At 52.0% G+C, this 18,914-nt stretch carries 19 protein-coding genes; 10 read left to right on the top strand and 9 right to left on the bottom strand.

Going from position 1 to position 18,914, the window contains the following annotated elements; translation table 11 throughout:
• Nucleotides 1-215: 215 nt before the first annotated feature.
• Nucleotides 216-2,900 (bottom strand): bifunctional acetaldehyde-CoA/alcohol dehydrogenase, encoded by a 2,685-nt coding sequence (adhE, locus tag C1N64_RS13775; protein ID WP_394514890.1) that lies wholly within the window; start codon nt 2,898-2,900, stop codon nt 216-218.
• A 425-nt stretch (nt 2,901-3,325) separates the two neighbouring features.
• On the opposite strand from adhE, the gene C1N64_RS13770 reads away from it, so the two are divergent.
• The 7 genes from C1N64_RS13770 (at nt 3,326) to oppF (ending at nt 11,923) form a co-directional block, all read left to right on the top strand.
• Nucleotides 3,326-3,973 (top strand): YchE family NAAT transporter, encoded by a 648-nt coding sequence (locus C1N64_RS13770; protein ID WP_006119393.1) that lies wholly within the window; start codon nt 3,326-3,328, stop codon nt 3,971-3,973.
• A gap of 585 nt (nt 3,974-4,558) precedes the next feature.
• Nucleotides 4,559-6,178, top strand: a complete 1,620-nt coding sequence (locus C1N64_RS13765; protein WP_375096325.1) for an ABC transporter substrate-binding protein — start codon at nt 4,559-4,561, stop codon at nt 6,176-6,178.
• A 155-nt stretch (nt 6,179-6,333) separates the two neighbouring features.
• Nucleotides 6,334-7,974, top strand: a complete 1,641-nt coding sequence (gene oppA / locus C1N64_RS13760; protein WP_394514889.1) for an oligopeptide ABC transporter substrate-binding protein OppA — start codon at nt 6,334-6,336, stop codon at nt 7,972-7,974.
• Between the two features lie 85 nt (nt 7,975-8,059).
• The gene (gene oppB / locus C1N64_RS13755; RefSeq protein ID WP_006119378.1) at nt 8,060-8,980 is read left to right on the top strand and encodes an oligopeptide ABC transporter permease OppB; all 921 of its coding nucleotides are present in this window, start codon (nt 8,060-8,062) and stop codon (nt 8,978-8,980) included.
• Nucleotides 8,981-8,994: 14 nt separating this feature from the next.
• Nucleotides 8,995-9,903: an oligopeptide ABC transporter permease OppC gene (gene oppC / locus C1N64_RS13750; protein WP_133745256.1), complete on the top strand. Its 909-nt coding sequence runs from the start codon at nt 8,995-8,997 to the stop codon at nt 9,901-9,903.
• Nucleotides 9,904-9,914: 11 nt separating this feature from the next.
• Nucleotides 9,915-10,928: an ABC transporter ATP-binding protein gene (locus tag C1N64_RS13745; protein ID WP_006119374.1), complete on the top strand. Its 1,014-nt coding sequence runs from the start codon at nt 9,915-9,917 to the stop codon at nt 10,926-10,928.
• Entirely contained in the window at nt 10,925-11,923 is a 999-nt protein-coding gene (gene oppF, locus C1N64_RS13740; protein WP_039343011.1) for a murein tripeptide/oligopeptide ABC transporter ATP binding protein OppF, read from the top strand. The genes C1N64_RS13745 and oppF overlap by 4 nt, the downstream gene beginning before the upstream one ends.
• 47 nt (nt 11,924-11,970) lie before the next feature.
• Here oppF and C1N64_RS13735 read toward each other — a convergent pair whose 3' ends face one another.
• Nucleotides 11,971-12,294 (bottom strand): HI1450 family dsDNA-mimic protein, encoded by a 324-nt coding sequence (locus C1N64_RS13735; protein ID WP_006119371.1) that lies wholly within the window; start codon nt 12,292-12,294, stop codon nt 11,971-11,973.
• Nucleotides 12,295-12,338: 44 nt separating this feature from the next.
• Nucleotides 12,339-13,799 carry a cardiolipin synthase gene (gene cls / locus C1N64_RS13730; RefSeq protein WP_033741857.1) on the bottom strand — a complete coding sequence of 487 codons (1,461 nt, stop codon included), beginning with the start codon at nt 13,797-13,799 and terminating at the stop codon, nt 12,339-12,341.
• Between the two features lie 162 nt (nt 13,800-13,961).
• On the opposite strand from cls, the gene C1N64_RS13725 reads away from it, so the two are divergent.
• The gene (locus C1N64_RS13725; RefSeq protein ID WP_006119368.1) at nt 13,962-14,135 is read left to right on the top strand and encodes a YciY family protein; all 174 of its coding nucleotides are present in this window, start codon (nt 13,962-13,964) and stop codon (nt 14,133-14,135) included.
• A 29-nt stretch (nt 14,136-14,164) separates the two neighbouring features.
• Here the strand turns inward: C1N64_RS13725 and C1N64_RS13720 are convergent, their stop codons facing one another.
• Together C1N64_RS13720 and C1N64_RS13715 are read right to left on the bottom strand one after the other, a co-directional pair.
• Complete coding sequence (locus C1N64_RS13720; RefSeq protein WP_006119367.1) at nt 14,165-14,338, bottom strand: hypothetical protein; 174 nt, start codon at nt 14,336-14,338, stop codon at nt 14,165-14,167.
• A 40-nt stretch (nt 14,339-14,378) separates the two neighbouring features.
• Nucleotides 14,379-14,675: a YciI family protein gene (locus C1N64_RS13715; RefSeq protein WP_006119366.1), complete on the bottom strand. Its 297-nt coding sequence runs from the start codon at nt 14,673-14,675 to the stop codon at nt 14,379-14,381.
• A 198-nt stretch (nt 14,676-14,873) separates the two neighbouring features.
• Here C1N64_RS13715 and tonB point away from each other — a divergent pair, with 198 nt between their 5' ends.
• Complete coding sequence (tonB, locus tag C1N64_RS13710) at nt 14,874-15,632, top strand: TonB system transport protein TonB (protein ID WP_054633691.1); 759 nt, start codon at nt 14,874-14,876, stop codon at nt 15,630-15,632.
• Nucleotides 15,633-15,735: 103 nt separating this feature from the next.
• Here tonB and yciA read toward each other — a convergent pair whose 3' ends face one another.
• From yciA to C1N64_RS13690, 4 genes are read right to left on the bottom strand one after another with little or no spacing between them, the layout of a single operon-like run.
• Nucleotides 15,736-16,158, bottom strand: a complete 423-nt coding sequence (yciA, locus tag C1N64_RS13705; RefSeq protein ID WP_033741850.1) for an acyl-CoA thioester hydrolase YciA — start codon at nt 16,156-16,158, stop codon at nt 15,736-15,738.
• 56 nt (nt 16,159-16,214) lie between these two features.
• Entirely contained in the window at nt 16,215-16,754 is a 540-nt protein-coding gene (locus C1N64_RS13700) for a septation protein A (protein ID WP_033741849.1), read from the bottom strand.
• A gap of 56 nt (nt 16,755-16,810) precedes the next feature.
• A complete protein-coding gene (locus C1N64_RS13695; protein WP_033741847.1) occupies nt 16,811-17,545 on the bottom strand; it encodes a YciC family protein in 735 nt (244 codons plus the stop codon).
• A gap of 27 nt (nt 17,546-17,572) precedes the next feature.
• Nucleotides 17,573-17,989, bottom strand: a complete 417-nt coding sequence (locus C1N64_RS13690) for a YkgJ family cysteine cluster protein (RefSeq protein ID WP_033741845.1) — start codon at nt 17,987-17,989, stop codon at nt 17,573-17,575.
• Between the two features lie 252 nt (nt 17,990-18,241).
• Here C1N64_RS13690 and ompW point away from each other — a divergent pair, with 252 nt between their 5' ends.
• The gene (gene ompW / locus C1N64_RS13685; RefSeq protein ID WP_394514888.1) at nt 18,242-18,874 is read left to right on the top strand and encodes an outer membrane protein OmpW; all 633 of its coding nucleotides are present in this window, start codon (nt 18,242-18,244) and stop codon (nt 18,872-18,874) included.
• The last annotated feature ends 40 nt before the right edge of the window (nt 18,875-18,914 follow it).

The following is an 18,914-nucleotide window of genomic DNA, read 5'->3' as shown; positions in this document are numbered from 1 at the left end:
CGTGGTCGCAAAAGTCTTTCCTGGTGAACCTCATTCGTCTCTTTATCTTTATGGCGACCTGGGAGTCGGTCTGTTCGTGTGTGGTAGCGATTGCACTATTGCACATTCACTGACAGCGGGCAAACAGCCTGCTTATCCTCAACAGCCATAAAAAACCCCCTTGTGACCGAGCCACAAGGGGGATGGCGCACCCGCGCTAACGGGCTTGTTCCTGATTAGGCTTTTTTGACCTTTTTAGCGGCTTTGATATCGCTGACGGGTTGATTCAGCGGCTGTTCAACCTGGGCATAAGGCTCAACAAATTTGCGGCCGTAGTAACTGTCCAGCATGATCTGTTTCAGTTCAGCAATTAACGGATAACGTGGGTTAGCACCGGTACACTGATCGTCGAACGCATCCTCAGCCAGTTTGTCCACTTTTGCCTGAAAATCCGCTTCCTGCACGCCAGCTTCACGAATCGAGGCGGGAATACCCAGTTCCGTTTTAATTTCATCCAGCCAGACCAGCAGTTTCTCAATTTTCTGAGCAGTACGATCGCCTGTGGCGGTCAAACCAAGATGATCGGCGATTTCCGCATAGCGACGACGCGCCTGTGGACGATCATACTGACTGAATGCAGTCTGTTTGGTCGGGTTGTCATTTGCGTTATAACGAATGACGTTGGAAATCAGCAGCGAGTTAGCCAGTCCGTGGGGAATATGGAACTCGGAACCCAGTTTATGGGCCATCGAGTGACATACGCCGAGGAAGGCGTTGGCAAAGGCAATACCGGCAATGGTGGCGGCATTGTGCACACGTTCACGCGCAACCGGATTTTTGGCGCCTTCGGCATAACTGGCGGGCAGGTTCTCTTTCAGCAACTTAAGCGCCTGCAGAGCCTGACCATCAGAATACTCATTCGCCAGAACGGAAACATAGGCTTCCAGTGCATGGGTAACCGCATCCAGACCGCCAAAGGCGCAGAGTGAACGCGGCATATCCATTACGAGGTTCGCATCCACAATGGCCATATCCGGAGTCAGTGCATAATCTGCCAGCGGATATTTTTGACCGGTGGCATCATCCGTGACCACCGCAAACGGGGTCACTTCTGAACCGGTGCCGGAGGTAGTGGTGATGGCTACCATGCGGGCTTTGACGCCCATTTTCGGGAACTTATAGATACGTTTACGAATATCCATAAAGCGTAATGCCAGCTCTTCGAAGTGGGTTTCGGGATGCTCATACATCACCCACATGATTTTCGCCGCATCCATTGGCGAGCCGCCGCCCAGCGCAATGATCACATCGGGTTTAAAGCTGTGCATTTGCTCTGCGCCTTTGCGAACAATGCTCAGTGTTGGGTCTGCTTCGACCTCGAAGAACACTTCCGTTTCAATACCGTGGGATTTCAGGACGCGGGTAACCTGGTCGGCATAGCCGTTATTGAACAGGAAGCGGTCAGTCACAACAAATGCACGTTTCGCGCCGTCGGTAGCGACCTCTTCTAAGGCGACAGGCAATGACCCACGACGGAAATAGATAGATTTCGGAAGTTTATGCCACAACATATTTTCAGCTCGCTTGGCGACGGTTTTCTTATTGATCAGATGCTTAGGTCCGACGTTTTCGGAAATTGAGTTACCTCCCCAGGAGCCACAACCCAGTGTCAACGAAGGCGCGAGTTTGAAGTTATATAAATCGCCAATCCCACCCTGAGAAGCGGGGGTATTAATCAGGATACGGGCCGTTTTCATTTTGTCGCCAAAATAGTGGACACGTGCGGACTGGTTATCCTGATCCGTGTACAGGCAGGAGGTGTGGCCAATGCCGCCCATGGCGACCAGTTTTTCCGCTTTACTGACGGCGTCTTCGTAATCTTTAGCCCGGTACATCGCCAGCGTTGGCGACAGTTTTTCATGGGCAAAAGGTTCGGATTCGTCGACCCGTTCAACTTCACCAATCAGAATTTTGGTATCGGTTGGTACCGTAATGCCCGCCATCTCAGCAATTTTTACTGCGGGCTGGCCCACAATCGCGGCGTTGAGGCCGCCATTTTTCAGGATAATATTCTGAACCGCCTGAAGTTCATGGCCCTGCAGCAGGTAGCCACCATGACTGGCGAAACGTGCCCGAACGGCATCGTAAATCGCATCGACAACAATAACGGACTGCTCTGAGGCACAAATCACCCCGTTATCAAACGTTTTCGACATCAGGATGGACGCCACCGCGCGTTTAACATCTGCCGTTTCATCAATCACGACAGGTGTATTCCCGGCACCGACACCAATAGCCGGTTTGCCGGAACTGTAAGCGGCTTTCACCATGCCCGGTCCACCTGTGGCAAGAATCAGATTGATGTCCGGGTGGTGCATCAGCTGATTCGACAGCTCAACAGAGGGCGCATCGATCCAGCCGATAATGTCTTTAGGGGCGCCAGCATCAATCGCGGCCTGCAGCACAATATCGGCGGCTTTATTGGTGGCATCTTTGGCGCGAGGATGCGGCGAGAAGATAATACCGTTGCGGGTTTTAAGGCTGATCAGGGCTTTGAAGATGGCGGTAGAGGTGGGGTTGGTGGTCGGGACGATCCCACAAATCAGGCCGATGGGTTCGGCAATCGTAATGGTGCCAAAGGTATCATCGGTTTCCAGTACGCCGCAGGTTTTATCATCCTTATAGGCGTTATAAATATATTCGGACGCAAAATGATTTTTGATGACTTTGTCTTCGACAATGCCCATGCCCGATTCTGCGACCGCCATCTTCGCTAAGGGAATACGGGCATCAGCAGCGGCCAGTGCGGCTGCGCGGAAAATAGCATCGACTTGTTGTTGAGAAAAACTGGCGAACGCTTGCTGGGCTTTTTTTACCCGTTCAACCAGTGCATTGAGTTCAGCGACATTAGTAACGGCCATTGTGATCTCCTGAGGAAGTTAAACTTTTTTAGGAAACAAGCCTGAACGGAAAGTATAGCCAGGGTAAAAACCGCTCAATCACGGAGCATGAAAGTGCGGTTTTTCAGTTGTTTACTAAAAGAATTCTTTTTCTCCGGTGGTATCGTGGCTGACAACAAAAGAGTATCGGGTTTAGGGGACAGCAATGATGATCCAAATCAATTTAAACCACAGCTGACACCTTTCAGCCTGCGGTTCATGAGGGGGAGGGCGATGAGGTTAAAAGCGGTAACAAAAGTAACATCTGCCAGCCATTGTGGAATGGCTGGTTTAACGCCCTAAACTGTAAGTAAATTAACAGAATAAATAACTCTCGCTTCAACTGGCGTGCGCGGCGTTTTTACCTTACATTAGGCGCGTTTTTCATCTGGGATGTGGAGTGAACCGTGAATCCTGCGCTGTTAGATCTTTCTGGCTATATCAAGTTTTTCGTAGGCCTGTTTGCACTGGTGAATCCCATTGGCATCATTCCGGTGTTTATCAGCATGACGCGTTATCAGGGCGTGGCAGAACGTAATAAAACGAATCTCACCGCAAACCTTGCTGTGGCCATTATTCTCTGGACGTCGCTGTTTTTAGGGGATGCCATTCTGCATGTGTTTGGCATCTCAATTGATTCTTTCCGTATTGCCGGGGGCATTCTGGTTGTCACGATAGCGATGTCGATGATCAGCGGAAAGCTGGGCGAAGATAAACAAAACAAGCAGGAAAAAACAGAAACCGCGATTCGCGAAAGTATTGGCGTTGTTCCGCTGGCTTTACCGCTGATGGCCGGGCCCGGCGCAATCAGCTCAACTATCGTCTGGAGTACGCGCTATCACAGTTGGTTAAATCTGCTGGGATTTACCGTGGCAGTGGCCATTTTTGCCTTCAGTTGTTGGTTACTGTTTCGTGCCGCCCCTATTATGGTCAGAGTACTGGGGCAAACGGGCATCAACGTCATCACCCGTATCATGGGGCTGCTGTTAATGGCGCTGGGCATCGAATTTGTGGTAACAGGCATTAAAGCGATTTTTCCAGGGCTGGTAAGCTGAATACCCACTTATTTTAACAAGCATAAAAAGACAGGCATCAAAAGAGTGCAATACGACACAATATTGCACTCTAAACGGGCAATTATTTGCACCGCTGTATATCCTCTCCGGGTTATCACTTTCCCTAATACTCAGTGCGCGTCCCGATAGTACGCGCCTGGCCTTCCTGTCATCAATCTCACCTTATATTCTGCTTTGACGATGCATGTTGGCATGATTAATGCTGGTAAAGGCCCATTAATGCCTTTTTAAATGGCACATCGGGAAAGAATGACGCTACAACAACGCAGTCAAAATCGGTGAATGTAATATTCTGGTTAGAATAGCATCAAATCTATGAATATTTTTATAATTCAGTAGGTTAATGTATTTTTAGGCTAAAAATTAACACTTCCACTGGGAAAAATCTCATGATAAAAGAGAAACAGATAACATTTTAACTATTTAGTTTTGGCGCCGTCATTCAGCTTCTGCTAATTTTCGGCGCATTGAGCATGTTTTCCCGAAGGTCGAAATAGCAAGATTTTTTTCTTGATGCAGACGGGATTGCAGAATAAAAACGGGCAGGTCAACAAGGTGTGGTAAATGAACGCTCAGCAATATTGGTCTTGTCTGGCACTAGGTGTGATGACTGCTTTACCCGTCTGTGCGGCCAGCGTACCCGCCGGCGTGACCTTATCGCCACAGCAGCAAATTGTCATTAACAATGGCTCCGAAGTGGCCTCGCTTGACCCGCATAAGACGGAAGGTGTGCCGGAATCCAATATTATCCTGAATCTGCTGGACGGGCTGGTTAATACAGATAATAACGGTAAGGTTGTCCCCGGTGTGGCTGAGAGCTGGGAAAATCAGCAAGGAAAAATCTGGACCTTCACGCTGCGCAACGATGCAAAATGGAGCAATGGCGAACCGGTAACGGCTAACGATTTTGTTTACAGCTGGCGACGCCTGGCCGATCCGAAAACTGCATCTCCTTACACCAGTTATCTGCAGGCGGCGCATATTGCCAATGCCGACGAGATCATTGCGGGTAAAGCGGCACCAGACCAACTGGGCGTAAAAGCGATTGACGATCACCATTTACAGGTCACTTTAACAGAGCCCGTTCCCTATCTGATTGCCATGCTGGCGCATACGGCCATGAAACCCGTGTATGCGCCCGCTATCCAGAAGTGGGGCGAGGCATGGACTCAACCCGGGCATTATGTTGGTAATGGTGCTTATACCTTAAGTGACTGGGTCGTCAACGAAAAAATTGTCCTGAAGCGCAATCCGCTTTACTGGAACAACGCGCAAACCGTGATTGAGCAGGGGACGTTTCTGCCGATCAGTTCTGAGAACAGCGACATCAACCGCTATCGCAGCGGTGGCCTGGATATGACCAACAGCGCCATCCCGCCCAATATGTTCGCGAAGCTGCGTAAGGACATCGGCGACGAAGTCAAAGTCAGCCCCTTGTTGTGTACGTTTTATTATGAAATCAACAACAAAAAGCCGCCTTTTACTGATGCGCGCGTGCGCTCGGCTATAAAGATGACGCTGGACCGCGACATTATCGCCAAAAAGATTATGGGACAGGGCCAGATTCCGGCTTACAGTTTTACACCGCCCTATACCAATGGGGCGGCGTTAGCCACACCGGAATGGATGACCTGGTCCCAGTCGCAGCGCAATGAGGCGGCAAAGAAACTGCTGGCGGAAGCGGGTTTCGACAGTAAAAATCCTTTGCGTTTTACGCTGCTCTATAACACCTCCGATCAAAATAAAACCCAGGCGATTGCTGCAGCGTCAATGTGGCAGCGCAACCTCGGGGCGCAGGTCACCTTACAAAATCAGGAATGGAAAACGCTGCTGGAAACGCGTCATCAGGCACAGTATGACGTGGTGCGGGCCACATGGTGCGCGGATTATAACGAGCCCTCTACTTTCCTGAATATGTTCCTGAGTCAGTCGTCGACCAATACCGCGTTTTATCGTAGTGCGGCCTTTGATCGGCTGATGGCAGACACGCTAAGCGTCACAAAGGATGCTGACCGCGCGGCATTGTATCAGCAGGCTGAAACACAACTCGACAAAGACTCGGCAATTGTGCCAGTTTACTACCGCGTCAGCGTGAGGCTGGTTAAACCCTGGGTTGGCGGGTTCACCGGCCACGATCCGCAGGACATGACAGATCTGAAATATTATTTCATTAAACAACACTGATAACGCGCTTATCCGGCGGCACAGCCGGGAAGGGCGTTACCGTGCTGACCACGCTACAGGGTCAATGCTCCCCAGGTGAAAACACCGGGGCCCGAATACGGGGAACACTGAGGTCGCAAACACCCTCGGTGAAAATAAAAAAACTGGAGTTAAGAATGAACAACATCACGAAGAAAACCCTGATTGCTGCCAGCGTCTTTGCAGCGATGAGTGCGCTCACAGCCAACAGCGTTATCGCCGCCACGGTTCCTGCCGGGGTTGAGCTGGCCGCGAAGCAAGAGCTGGTAAAAGGAAACGGTAGCGAGGTTCAGTCGCTGGATCCGCACAAAATTGAAGGCGTACCGGAATCGAACGTCAGCCGTGACCTGTTTGAAGGACTGGTGATCAGCGATACCAACGGCCATCCGATTCCTGGCGTGGCAGAGAGCTGGGATAATAAAGACTTTAAAGTCTGGACCTTCCATCTGCGCAAAAATGCCAAATGGTCAAACGGTGAGCCGGTGACTGCTCAGGATTTCGTTTACAGCTGGCAGCGTCTGGCCGATCCGAAAACCGCGTCTCCTTATGCCAGCTATCTGCAATACGGTCACCTGGCCAACGTTGACGATATTATCGCCGGTAAGAAACCGCCAACAGATTTGGGTGTGAAGGCGCTTGACGATCATACGCTGCAAGTGACCCTGAGCGAGCCGGTTCCGTATTTCTATAAATTACTGATTCACTCCTCAATGTCGCCGGTAAACAAAGCGGTTATTGAGAAATTCGGTGATAAGTGGACCCAGCCTGAAAATATCGTCAGCAACGGTGCCTTTAAGCTGGAATCTCACGTCATTAACGAACGTATTACCGTTGTGCGCAACCCTGATTACTGGGATAACGCGCATACCGTTCTGAACAAAGTCACCTTCCTGCCCATTTCGTCAGAAGTCAGTGATGTTAACCGTTACTTCTCTGATAACGGCAGTGACATGACCTATAACAATCTGCCGATTGAGCTGTTCAAAAAATTACAGCGTGACAACGGTAAAGAGCTGCATGTTGACCCTTATCTGTGCACCTACTATTACGAAATTAATAACCAGAAAGAGCCTTTCACCGATCCGCGCGTACGTGCCGCATTGAAACTGGGTATCGACCGCGACATTATCGTGGATAAAGTGCTGGCGCAGGGCCAGAAGCCAGCCTACAGCTACACGCCACCAGCAACAGATGGTATGGAGCTGGTGAAGCCAGAGTGGTTTACCTGGTCACAGGAAAAACGTAATGCTGAAGCCAAAAAGCTGCTGGCTGAAGCCGGTTACACGGCAGACAAACCGTTAACGTTTACGCTCCTGTACAACACCTCCGACCTGCATAAAAAACTGGCCATTGCCGCCTCGTCGATTTGGGCCAAAAATCTGGGTGTGAAAGTGAAGCTGGAGAACCAGGAGTGGAAAACCTTCCTGGATACGCGTCATCAGGGCAACTTCGACGTTGCACGTGCAGGCTGGTGTGCAGACTATAACGAACCGACGTCGTTCCTGAATACCATGCTGTCTGACAGCAGTAACAACACCGCGCACTACAAGAGCCCGGCCTTCGACAAGCTGATGAAAGATGCCCTGGCCACGACCGATGATAAAGCCCGGTCGGCTGACTATGAAAAAGCTGAGCAGCAGCTGGATAAAGACTCTGCCATCGTGCCATTGTACTACTACGTGAACACCCGTCTGGTGAAACCGTATGTCGGTGGTTATACCGGTAAAGATCCGCTGGATAACGTCGCAGACAGAAACCTGTACATCATTAAGCACTAACAGAACACCAAGAACAGCGGCGGCGCCATGAGCGCCGCCTGTATTTTTTAATGCAATGTGAAGCACCAGCCTGGTAGGTACGGCAATGTTAAAATTCATTTTGCGTCGGTTACTTGAAGCCATCCCGACGCTTTTCGTCCTTATTACTATCTCCTTCTTTATGATGCGACTGGCCCCCGGCAGTCCGTTCACGGGTGAGCGTACGCTGTCGCCAGAGGTGATGGCGAATATCGAGGCGAAATATCACCTCAACGATCCCATTGGCAAGCAATATGTTGATTACCTGATTCAACTGGCCCATGGCGACTTTGGCCCCTCGTTTAAATATAAAGACTATTCGGTAAACTACCTGGTTGGTCATGCCTTTCCGGTGTCGGCCAAACTGGGCCTGGCTGCCTTTATCCTGGCCGTGGTACTGGGCGTGACGGCAGGGGTTATCGCCGCGCTGAAGCAAAACACCCTGTGGGATTACGTCGTCATGGGGGTGGCAATGACCGGCGTGGTCATACCGAGTTTTGTGGTTGCCCCGCTGTTAGTCCTGATTTTCGCCATTACGCTGAAATGGCTGCCGGGTGGCGGCTGGAACGGTGGACAGTGGAACTATATGCTGCTGCCGATGGTGGCGTTATCCCTGGCTTACATTGCCAGTATCGCGCGTATCACTCGTGGCTCGATGATTGAGGTGATGCATTCCAACTTTATCCGTACCGCGCGAGCCAAAGGGTTGCCGTTACGTCGTATCGTTTTACGTCACGCGCTCAAGCCAGCACTGTTGCCGGTTATTTCCTATATGGGACCGGCATTTGTGGGCATTATTACTGGCTCTATGGTGATTGAATCTATTTACGGACTGCCCGGTATCGGTCAGCTGTTTGTCAACGGCGCGCTTAACCGTGACTACTCGCTGGTACTGAGCCTGACGATTCTGGTGGGGCTGTTGACCATTCTGTTTAACGCGATCGTTGATGTGCTCTATGCCGTTATCGACCCGAAAATTCGCTACTGATTCTGGAGTTCGCCATGATGTTAAGTAAGAAAAATAGCGAAGCTCTTGATGCATTCAGTGAAAAACTGGAAGTCGAAGGGCGTAGCCTGTGGCAGGATGCCCGTCGCCGTTTTATTCATAACCGGGCCGCGTTAATCAGCCTGATGGTGCTGATGTTAATCACGCTGTTTGTAATTTTCGCGCCCATGTTGTCACCGTTCTCCTATTTCGATACCGACTGGGGAATGATGTCATCCCCGCCAGATACCACGTCCGGACACTGGTTTGGGACCGACTCATCGGGGCGTGATCTGCTGGTGCGCGTCGCCATTGGCGGTCGTATTTCGTTAATGGTGGGCATTGCCGCCGCGCTGATCGCCGTGGTGGTGGGAACGCTCTACGGTTCCATTGCCGGTTACCTTGGTGGAAAAACCGACTCCGTGATGATGCGTATTCTGGAAATCCTTAACTCCTTCCCGTTTATGTTTTTCGTCATTCTGTTGGTCACCTTCTTTGGCCGTAACATCCTGCTGATTTTTGCTGCTATCGGTATGGTGTCGTGGCTGGACATGGCGCGTATCGTGCGTGGACAAACTCTGAGCCTGAAGCGCAAAGAGTTTATTGAAGCGGCGCATGTCGGCGGCGTTTCGACCTGGAAAATCGTGACGCGCCATATCGTGCCTAACGTACTGGGCGTGGTGGTGGTTTACGCCTCGCTGCTGGTGCCCAGCATGATTCTGTTCGAATCATTCCTGAGCTTTCTCGGCCTGGGCACCCAGGAGCCGCTGAGTAGCTGGGGCGCGCTGTTGAGCGATGGGGCTAACTCCATGGAAGTTTCGCCGTGGCTGTTGCTGTTCCCGGCCATTTTCCTGGTGGTCACGCTGTTCTGTTTTAACTTTATTGGCGATGGCCTGCGTGATGCCCTCGACCCCAAAGATCGTTAAGGAGTTTCCCGATGACTATTCATGAATTTCAGCCTGCTCAGGCTGCACGCGCGGGAAGCGACCTGTTGCTTGAAGTGAAAGACTTACGTGTTACGTTCGGCACCCATGACGGTGATGTCACCGCCGTGAACGATCTCAATTTCTCACTGCGTGCCGGGGAAACCCTGGGCATTGTCGGTGAGTCAGGCTCGGGTAAATCGCAAACCGCGTTTGCGCTGATGGGCCTGCTGGCCAGCAATGGCCGCATTGGCGGCTCTGCGTTGTTCAACGGTAAAGAGATTCTTAATCTGCCGGAAAAACAGTTAAACCGGCTGCGCGCTGAACAAATCGCGATGATTTTTCAGGATCCCATGACATCACTGAATCCGTATATGCGGGTCGGCGAACAGTTAATGGAAGTGCTGAAACTGCACAAAGGCATGAGCAGCGCTCAGGCCTTTGAAGAGTCGGTGAAAATGCTGGACGCGGTAAAAATGCCTGAAGCCCGCAAACGCATGAAGATGTACCCACATGAGTTTTCGGGCGGGATGCGTCAGCGCGTGATGATCGCGATGGCGCTCCTGTGCCGGCCTAAGCTGCTGATTGCGGATGAACCGACGACCGCACTGGATGTTACGGTGCAGGCGCAGATTATGACGCTGCTGAATGAGCTGAAGCGCGAGTTCAATACGGCGATCATCATGATTACCCACGATCTGGGCGTTGTGGCCGGGATCTGCGATAAAGTGCTGGTGATGTATGCCGGCCGCACCATGGAATACGGTCGCGCGCGCGATGTGTTTTATCAGCCGGCTCACCCCTACTCGATTGGTCTCCTGAATGCGGTGCCAAGACTGGATGCAGAAGGTGAAAGCCTGACCACCATTCCGGGTAATCCACCAAACCTGCTGCGTCTGCCGCAGGGTTGTCCGTTCCAGCCGCGCTGTCCGCATGCCATGGATATCTGTTCCAAAGCACCGCCGCTGTTACCGTTTGCAGAAGGGCGCTTACGCGCCTGCTTTAAGCCGGTGGAGGAACTCGTATGAGCCTGGCAGAAAAAAAAGTCCTACTCGAAATTGCCGATCTGAAAGTTCATTTCGACATCAAGGATGACAAGCAGTGGTTCTGGCAGCCGCCAAAAACGCTGAAGGCCGTGGATGGCGTCAGTCTGCGTCTGTACGAAGGAGAAACGCTGGGTGTGGTGGGCGAATCCGGCTGCGGTAAATCCACGCTGGCACGAGCGATTATCGGGTTAGTAAAAGCCACGGAAGGCCGTGTCACCTGGCTTGGCCGTAACCTGCTGGGGCAGAGTGAGGAAGAGTGGCGTAAGGCGCGTAGCGATATCCAGATGATATTTCAGGATCCGCTGGCCTCGCTTAACCCGCGCATGACCATCGGCGATATTATCGCCGAGCCCTTACGCACCTATCACCCTGAGCTTTCTCGCCAGGACATCAAAGATCGCGTCAAAACGATGATGATGAAAGTGGGCTTGTTGCCTAACCTGATTAACCGGTATCCGCACGAGTTTTCAGGCGGTCAGTGTCAGCGTATCGGCATTGCGCGTGCATTGATTCTTGAGCCTAAACTGATCATCTGTGATGAACCGGTCTCTGCACTGGATGTGTCCATTCAGGCGCAGGTGGTCAACCTGCTACAGCAACTGCAGCGAGAAATGGGGCTGTCGCTGATCTTTATCGCCCACGACCTGGCGGTGGTGAAGCACATCTCGGATCGCGTACTGGTGATGTATCTGGGCCACGCGGTGGAGCTGGGCACCTACGATGAGGTGTATACCCATCCGCAGCATCCTTATACCAAAGCGCTGATGTCAGCCGTACCGATTCCCGATCCGGATCTGGAAAAAAATAAGCAGATTCAGTTGCTGGAAGGGGAGTTACCGTCGCCGATCAATCCGCCATCCGGGTGCGTTTTCCGCACCCGCTGCCCGATTGCCGGACCGGAATGCGCCAAAACGCGGCCGCTGCTCGAAGGCAGCTTTCGCCATGCGGTGTCCTGCCTGAAGGTGGATCCGCTTTAAACCAAAACGCCGGGCTGTTGCCCGGCGTTTTCGTTACGAGGTGAGGACTACTCACGCCATAAAATATGGCACAGCTTGTGATCTTTTTCCCGACACAGCAGTACGCGCGCAAACACATCGGTAATAGGTTCGCCGTCTGCTTCGCCCAGACCAATGACCACTTCAGAGAAAAAGTCGGGGTTCAAATCGAAGTCCACGTGCTCCTGCCAGTCTTCGCCCGGATCAAACAGTTCTGCGCCGCCACGCTCTTCAAACTGCAGATTGAAAAGAATAATGTCTGCAGGATCAAGGTTGTCACCTGCCAGTTCAAGAAAAATGTCGTAGGCCTGTTCCAGCGTTTCGTCTTCTGTCAGGCGGTTGTTCAGATCCATTTTCGGTCCCGTTTATCTGAGGGCGGTTCGTAATTTCGCTCGTTTTACAGTAAAGGACTAAAGAAGTAAAACAGTCGTTCGACAATCCGCTTCCACCAGGCACGTTTTGCCCACCGTCTGGCGTCAAGCAGACGCGAACGGGCAATATAGTCGTCCTGGACGCAGGCCAAATCGCTGCCAAATCCGGCATCATCGACGGCGAGTGTGATTTCGAAATTCAGCCATAAGCTGCGCATATCGAGATTTACGGTCCCCACTAAACTCAACTGACCATCGACCAGCACGCTTTTGGTATGCAGCAGGCCATCTTCAAACTGGTAGATCTTAACGCCGGCCTCAAGCAGCTCACTAAAAAACGAGCGGCTGGCCCAGCTTACCAGCAAAGAGTCGTTGTGCCGGGGAACCACCAGACTCACATTGACGCCACGTAGCGCAGCCGTGCAGATGGCATGCAGCAGATCGTCACTGGGCACCAGATAAGGCGTGGTCATGATCAGCTGTTCGCGGGCAGAGTAGACCGCCGTAAGCAACGCCTGATGAATTAAATCCTCGGGGAAACCGGGACCGGAAGCGATCACCTGAACGGTATGACCACTTTCCTGTTCGAACGGCATAATATTGCGGTCGGGCGGTGGGGGCAGAATACGCTTGCCGGTCTCAATTTCCCAGTCACAGCTGTAAACGATCCCCATGGCGGTTGATACCGGCCCTTCCATACGCGCCATCAGATCGACCCACTGACCCACGCCCGCGTCCTGTTTAAAAAAGCGCGGGTCCACCAGATTCATGCTGCCGGTATAGGCAATATAGTTATCAATCAGCACCATTTTGCGATGCTGACGTAAATCCATACGACGCAGAAAGACACGCAGCAGGCTGACCTGTAGCGCCTCAACCACATCAATACCCGCATTACGCATCATCCCGACCCACGGGCTGCGGAAGAAGGCGACGCTGCCTGCGGAATCCAGCATAAGGCGGCAGTGAACGCCGCGACGCGACGCGGCCATCAGGGATTCGGCGACTTCATCCGCCAGTCCCCCCGGATTCCAGATATAAAACACCATCTCAATATTGTGCCGGGCCAGCTGAATATCCCTGATAAGGGCTTTCATTACATCGTCCGAACTGGTCAACAGCTGTAACTGATTCCCTTTCACCCCTGCGATGCCCTGACGGTTGTTGCACAACTGAAATAACGCCTGCGCGACATCGCTGTAATCGGTGGCAAAGATTTCGGTACGCTTTTTAAGATCATTCAGCCAGCGGGCGGTAGAGGGCCACATCGTTCGCGCGCGTTCAGCCCGGCGTTTACCCAGATGCAATTCACCAAACGACAGATAAGCAATAATGCCAACCAGTGGCAGAATAAAAATAATCAGCAGCCATGCCATTGCCGAGGTTACGGCTCGTCGCTTCATCAGAATGCGCAGGGTAATACCTGCAATCAATAACCAGTAACCAAATACCAATAACCAACTGATAAGCGTATAAAACGTCGTCATTAAGTGGACATCCTGTTCGCGCTTGAATCTGAGAAGTTTACGTGGAGATGGTAGGGAGTGAAACCCTTAATCATCGTGGTATGTCAATGCGAGATCCGATTTGGCATTAGCGCAGAGATCTCTATAATGCGTGCGCGTGAGTCAGATGTCAGAGAGGAAGTTATGAGACGAAGCAGAAACGAAGTGGCCCGCTGGAGAATGTTGCGTCAGGTGCAGCGTCGACGTTCGCGCTGGCTGGAAGGGCAGTCACGCCGCTATAAACGCATCCACGGGATTCGCCATCAACTGGCGCAACAGCAACGTCGTTCCATTCTGTTTATCACACAAAATCTCTGATGACGCAGCCGCGCGAAGCGGCTGTTAAATTACTGTCCGGTCATCAATAAGTTGACGTTAACCAACTGGACGGCTGCCGCCAGTACAATCAGCATGACGATCAGGTGCTTTTTGTTTCGCCAGCCGTGCTTTCGCCACAGATACAACGCGCCACCCACAAGCAGGGTGATGACCAGCAGCAGGGCCATGATAATGGCATGCATTCAGACTATCTCTGTAGAAGCGTCAGTGTTGTCGGCGGGCTCAGAAAACCCGCTTAAACGGCTTGACGCTGACGTGTTTGTAAACACCCGCCGCAATATAGGGATCGTCCGCTGCCCAGGCCTGGGCCGTTTCCAGTGACGGGAACTCTGCAATCACCGTGGAGCCGGTGAAACCGGCTACGCCAGGATCGTTACTGTCAACCGCAGGCATGGGGCCTGCAACGATCAAACGGCCTTCTTCATGCAGCAGCTTCAGACGCGCAAGGTGAGCGGGGCGCACCGCGTTGCGTTTTTCCAGAGAATCGGCGTTATCTTCAGCATAAATGACGTAAAGCACTAGGGCGCTCCCATTGACTCTATAAATTTTGCAACACGGTAAGGGATAGTTAAGTAGAGTGCAAACGAAACCTTGCGTCAATAACGTGCTGAGCATAATGGGCTAAAGGGGCTTTTTTCGCCCGGCACTAAGGTGATTATTGAAACTGATTGCTATTTGCATTTAAAATCAGGGCTTCATTTGATAACTGCGATTGTTATGACCACGCTGACTATGCCTTTACCGAAACGCACGCCTGTCGCCATGATGTTGTCCGTTGTGCTCCATGGTGCAGTCATTGCCGGTATTCTCTATGCGTCTTTTCATCAAACCCGAGAACTGCCCAAAGCATCCCAGCCAATCAGTGTGACAATGGTCGCGCCCGAGGTTCAGCCTGAACCCGCAATCACACAACCGACACCGCAACCGGACCCCCAGCCAGCCCCTGAGCCTGTGGCCGAGCCGAAACCCGCTCCGGAACCGCCTAAAGCTGAGCCAGTGCCGATTCCCAAACCGGAACCCAAACCTGAGCCAAAACCCAGACCGCGGCACCAGCCCAAACATACACAGCCAAAACGCGAAGTAAAACCGCGTGAGGAAGCGAAGCCCCAGGCCAACCCCTTTAAGCAGGATGCGCCTGCAACACAGACTAAGCCTGCGACAGCGCCGAAAGCCACACCGTCAGCGACACCTGCGCAGACGGCCTCAACCGGCCCAAAAGCGCTGAATATCAGCAAGCCAGCCTATCCGCCACGCGCGGCGGCCCTGCGAGTAGAAGGCCGTGTCAGAGTGAAATTTGATGTGGACAGTGACGGACGGGTCGACAACATCGATATTCTGTCTGCGGAACCGCGCAACATGTTTGAGCGCAGCGTCAAACAGGCCATGCGTTCGTGGCGCTATCAGAGCGGTAAGCCCGGTACCGGTCTGACGATGAATATTGTGTTTAAAATTAACGGCGGGGCCAGCCTTGAATAAGGCTTGTGAGGCGTTTCAGCAACGTGAAGTCGGCTAAGCGGGCCCGGACCCGCCCGGGTCCGGTTCAGATTCAGCCTGTCTGCGATGTCAGGCTGAACCGCACTCAGGCAGGGGCTGACTGATTATCCCGTCCCGCAGGCAGCTGACGGGGATGGCCTTCATTGTCCACCGCAACATAAATAAAGACCGCTTCGGTTGCGCAATAGGTCTGACCAATAGGCTCAGACGACACTTTCTTAATCCATACCTGCACATTGATCGTCATTGAGCTGTTGCCTGTGCGAATGCACTGTGCGTAGCAACTGACAACATCGCCGACCGCGACGGGTTTTAAAAAGGTCATGCCATCCACTCTGACGGTGACGACACGGCCCTCGGCGATTTCTTTTGCCAGAATGGCACCGCCCATATCCATTTGCGACATTAACCAGCCACCGAAGATGTCGCCGTTTGCGTTAGTATCCGCAGGCATCGCGAGCGTCCGCATGACCATTTCGCCCTGGGGCAATTTATGTTTTTCGTCCATTGCGTTGTTTTCTTATGTAATGAAAGAAAGGCTGCCCGCACAGACGGGCAGCAGGTTTATTTTTGCTGTTGTTGCGGCATCTTACGCCAGATATAGAGCCCACTCAGTAAGGTAAAGAGCAGCGTCAGGCCGGTCAGCCCAAACACTTTAAAGTTAACCCAGACTGACTGAGGTAACCAAAATGCCACATAGATATTCGCCAGACCACACAATAAAAAGAAGAGGGCCCAGGCAATATTCAGATTGCGCCATACGGTGTTGGGTAACTCCAGTTCTTTTCCCAACATGGTCTGAATTAACGGCTGTTTCATAAACCACTGGCTGAACAGTAACGCCAGCGCAAACAGGCTGTAGATCACCGTGACTTTCCATTTAATAAATTCATCATTATGGAAAACCAGGGTGAGCGTGCCAAACACCGCCACCAGCACAAACGTAAAAATGGTCATTTTTTCAAGCTTGCGATAGAGCACCCAGCTTGCCACCAGCGCCAGGCCGGTCGCGACAACCAGGGCTCCTGAGGCGATGAAGATGTCGTACAACTTATAAAAAATAAAGAAAACCACAAGGGGAAGAAAGTCGAGTAACTGCTTCATAGTCATTCCAGTTAAGGCGGTATTCCCGGCCAGTGCGCCCGAAGGCGCACGGACAATCAACGTAACAGCATATAAAGCCGATACAGGTAAATTACTAACAGGGTTGAAATCAGATTCCCGATAGCGGTGAAAATCACCGTCGACACGTTCATCGGCAGCACCACTAACGAGGTAAAGAAAAACATCACTGCCAGTTTTGCCAGCAGCCACAGAATAATGGCTGGCGCAATCAGTCTGACGTTTTTCCAGGCCATGCGCATGCTGGCGCGCATAGCGGCGATAACGCCCAGTTTTTCATTTGCCAGAATGATTGGCGACAACGAGAGCACGATGGTAAGCAGCACGCCAGGCACCACCAGAACCATAAAACCCAGTTGGGCGACCAGGGTGATCAAAAAGGTCAGCAGCAGCAGTTTCGGTAATAAAGGCGCGGAAGTACCAATGGCACGCAGCGCGCTCACGCGCTGGCCAGACGATACCAGCGGAATCAGGCACAGCATACCGCCCAACAGCAGCGTATTGCCGACAAGGCCTGCAAAAGTACCCGCAGCAGACGCACGCAGCAGAACCTGCTGCTGTTCGGGTGACATGCTCTGCACCATTTCAAACAGCGAGGCACTGCTGATATCGCCTTGCTGCAGGATCGCCATTTGATCGTCACCCGGTGTGAAGGCATGTAAAAGCATCACTGTGACAAACGCGGTCAACAGTGACATCAGCACCAGGGTAATCAGTTGATGACGAAAAAAATTTCCTGTGTCACGGTATAACGATCTTGCCGTGATAGACATGTACACTCCTTGAAAGAACCGGGTTAATTAACCCGTCGATTGTACATGTTCTGGCGGCTCGCTGGCACCCGCAACCGGATAACTTTCTGTCATAACAGGTAAAGATGGGTGAAACAGTGCGGGAAGGCCATAGCGTGCCCGGGCCCGATCGCAGCCTTCATTCCCGATCCCGTTTTCGCCGGACATAGCAAACTCCCGGCAGGGCGAGGGGCGGTTCTCATAAATACTGCACGACACGCAGTGGCCGATTTCCCCTTCAAGCGCAATACAGCGCGGCGAACGATCGTTCGTCCCACGCATATTTCGCATCATCAGACTTAAAGGTTCCGTTAATTCTGTGGGAACGGGGCCGCCCGCATCGTCGGCTTCAGCCCAGTAAAACGAGACGCGGAAGTGGGCACAGCAGGCACCACAGCTAATACAGGGGTTTGTAGTTTCACTCATTTGATCGCCCGCCACCTCTAAGGCATCGAACCAAAATCACAGGGGGAGATGAGCAAAGTAATGCCGCTCCATTTTTTCGGCAAGCACTATTTGTGTCCGGGATATGGGCATAAAATTGATCTGAGTCAATCCATTGTTTTTTAAATGATTTTTCCGTCTTGATTTAGATGCATTTATAAAAAAATCGCGCTAAACCTGTGCGCACAAAAAATTGATTCAGTGCAGGCATCTTACTTTCTCACAGGAGTGACTATGAAACTGGCTAAATGCGCCATGCTGCTGGCGCTTGCGTTACCTCAACTGGCACTGGCCCACCAGGCTGGTGATTTTTTTATTCGCGCAGGTAGCGCCACCGTTCGACCTAACGAAGGCTCGGATAACGTACTGGGTATGGGCGGATTCAGTGCCAGTAATGATACCCAACTGGGCTTAACGTTTACCTATATGGCGACAGACAATATTGGCGTCGAGCTACTGGCGGCCACACCGTTCCGCCATAAAGTTGGCCTTGGCCCAACGGGCACGCTGGCGACGGTCCGGCAATTGCCGCCCACGCTGATGGCGCAGTACTACTTCTTTGACAGCCAAAGCAAAGCGCGACCCTATGTCGGCGTCGGCATTAACTACACGACGTTTTACGATGCAAAGTTTAATCAGACCGGTCGTGATGCGGGATTAAGTGATCTCAGTGTGAAAGACTCGTGGGGCATTGCCGGTCAGGTAGGGCTGGATTATCAGATTAACCGTGACTGGCTGCTGAATACATCATTGTGGTACATGGATATTGATACGAACGTGAAATTTAAAGCGGGCGATCAGCAGCAAAATATTCATATGCGTGTTGACCCCTGGGTATTCTTCTTTGGCGCAGGTTATCGCTTCTGACGAAAAAAGGGCCACGCAATGCGTGGCCCTTTTGGGTTTA

It is taken from the genome of Pantoea sp. SGAir0215 (assembly GCF_043543215.1).
The sequence above is the reverse complement of the archived record's forward strand: the minus strand, read 5'-3'. Positions and strand labels throughout refer to the sequence as shown.

Excerpts from the sequence above, each read along its gene's own strand:
- adhE (WP_394514890.1), bottom strand. The coding sequence starts at position 2,900 with ATGGCCGTTACTAATGTCGCTGAACTCAATGCACTGGTTGAACGGGTA.
- C1N64_RS13765 (WP_375096325.1), top strand. The coding sequence starts at position 4,559 with ATGAACGCTCAGCAATATTGGTCTTGTCTGGCACTAGGTGTGATGACT.
- oppA (WP_394514889.1), top strand. The coding sequence starts at position 6,334 with ATGAACAACATCACGAAGAAAACCCTGATTGCTGCCAGCGTCTTTGCA.
- oppB (WP_006119378.1), top strand. The coding sequence starts at position 8,060 with ATGTTAAAATTCATTTTGCGTCGGTTACTTGAAGCCATCCCGACGCTT.
- oppC (WP_133745256.1), top strand. The coding sequence starts at position 8,995 with ATGATGTTAAGTAAGAAAAATAGCGAAGCTCTTGATGCATTCAGTGAA.
- C1N64_RS13745 (WP_006119374.1), top strand. The coding sequence starts at position 9,915 with ATGACTATTCATGAATTTCAGCCTGCTCAGGCTGCACGCGCGGGAAGC.
- oppF (WP_039343011.1), top strand. The coding sequence starts at position 10,925 with ATGAGCCTGGCAGAAAAAAAAGTCCTACTCGAAATTGCCGATCTGAAA.
- C1N64_RS13735 (WP_006119371.1), bottom strand. The coding sequence starts at position 12,294 with ATGGATCTGAACAACCGCCTGACAGAAGACGAAACGCTGGAACAGGCC.
- cls (WP_033741857.1), bottom strand. The coding sequence starts at position 13,799 with ATGACGACGTTTTATACGCTTATCAGTTGGTTATTGGTATTTGGTTAC.
- C1N64_RS13725 (WP_006119368.1), top strand. The coding sequence starts at position 13,962 with ATGAGACGAAGCAGAAACGAAGTGGCCCGCTGGAGAATGTTGCGTCAG.
- C1N64_RS13720 (WP_006119367.1), bottom strand. The coding sequence starts at position 14,338 with ATGCATGCCATTATCATGGCCCTGCTGCTGGTCATCACCCTGCTTGTG.
- tonB (WP_054633691.1), top strand. The coding sequence starts at position 14,874 with ATGACCACGCTGACTATGCCTTTACCGAAACGCACGCCTGTCGCCATG.
- yciA (WP_033741850.1), bottom strand. The coding sequence starts at position 16,158 with ATGGACGAAAAACATAAATTGCCCCAGGGCGAAATGGTCATGCGGACG.
- C1N64_RS13700 (WP_033741849.1), bottom strand. The coding sequence starts at position 16,754 with ATGAAGCAGTTACTCGACTTTCTTCCCCTTGTGGTTTTCTTTATTTTT.
- C1N64_RS13695 (WP_033741847.1), bottom strand. The coding sequence starts at position 17,545 with ATGTCTATCACGGCAAGATCGTTATACCGTGACACAGGAAATTTTTTT.
- C1N64_RS13690 (WP_033741845.1), bottom strand. The coding sequence starts at position 17,989 with ATGAGTGAAACTACAAACCCCTGTATTAGCTGTGGTGCCTGCTGTGCC.
- ompW (WP_394514888.1), top strand. The coding sequence starts at position 18,242 with ATGAAACTGGCTAAATGCGCCATGCTGCTGGCGCTTGCGTTACCTCAA.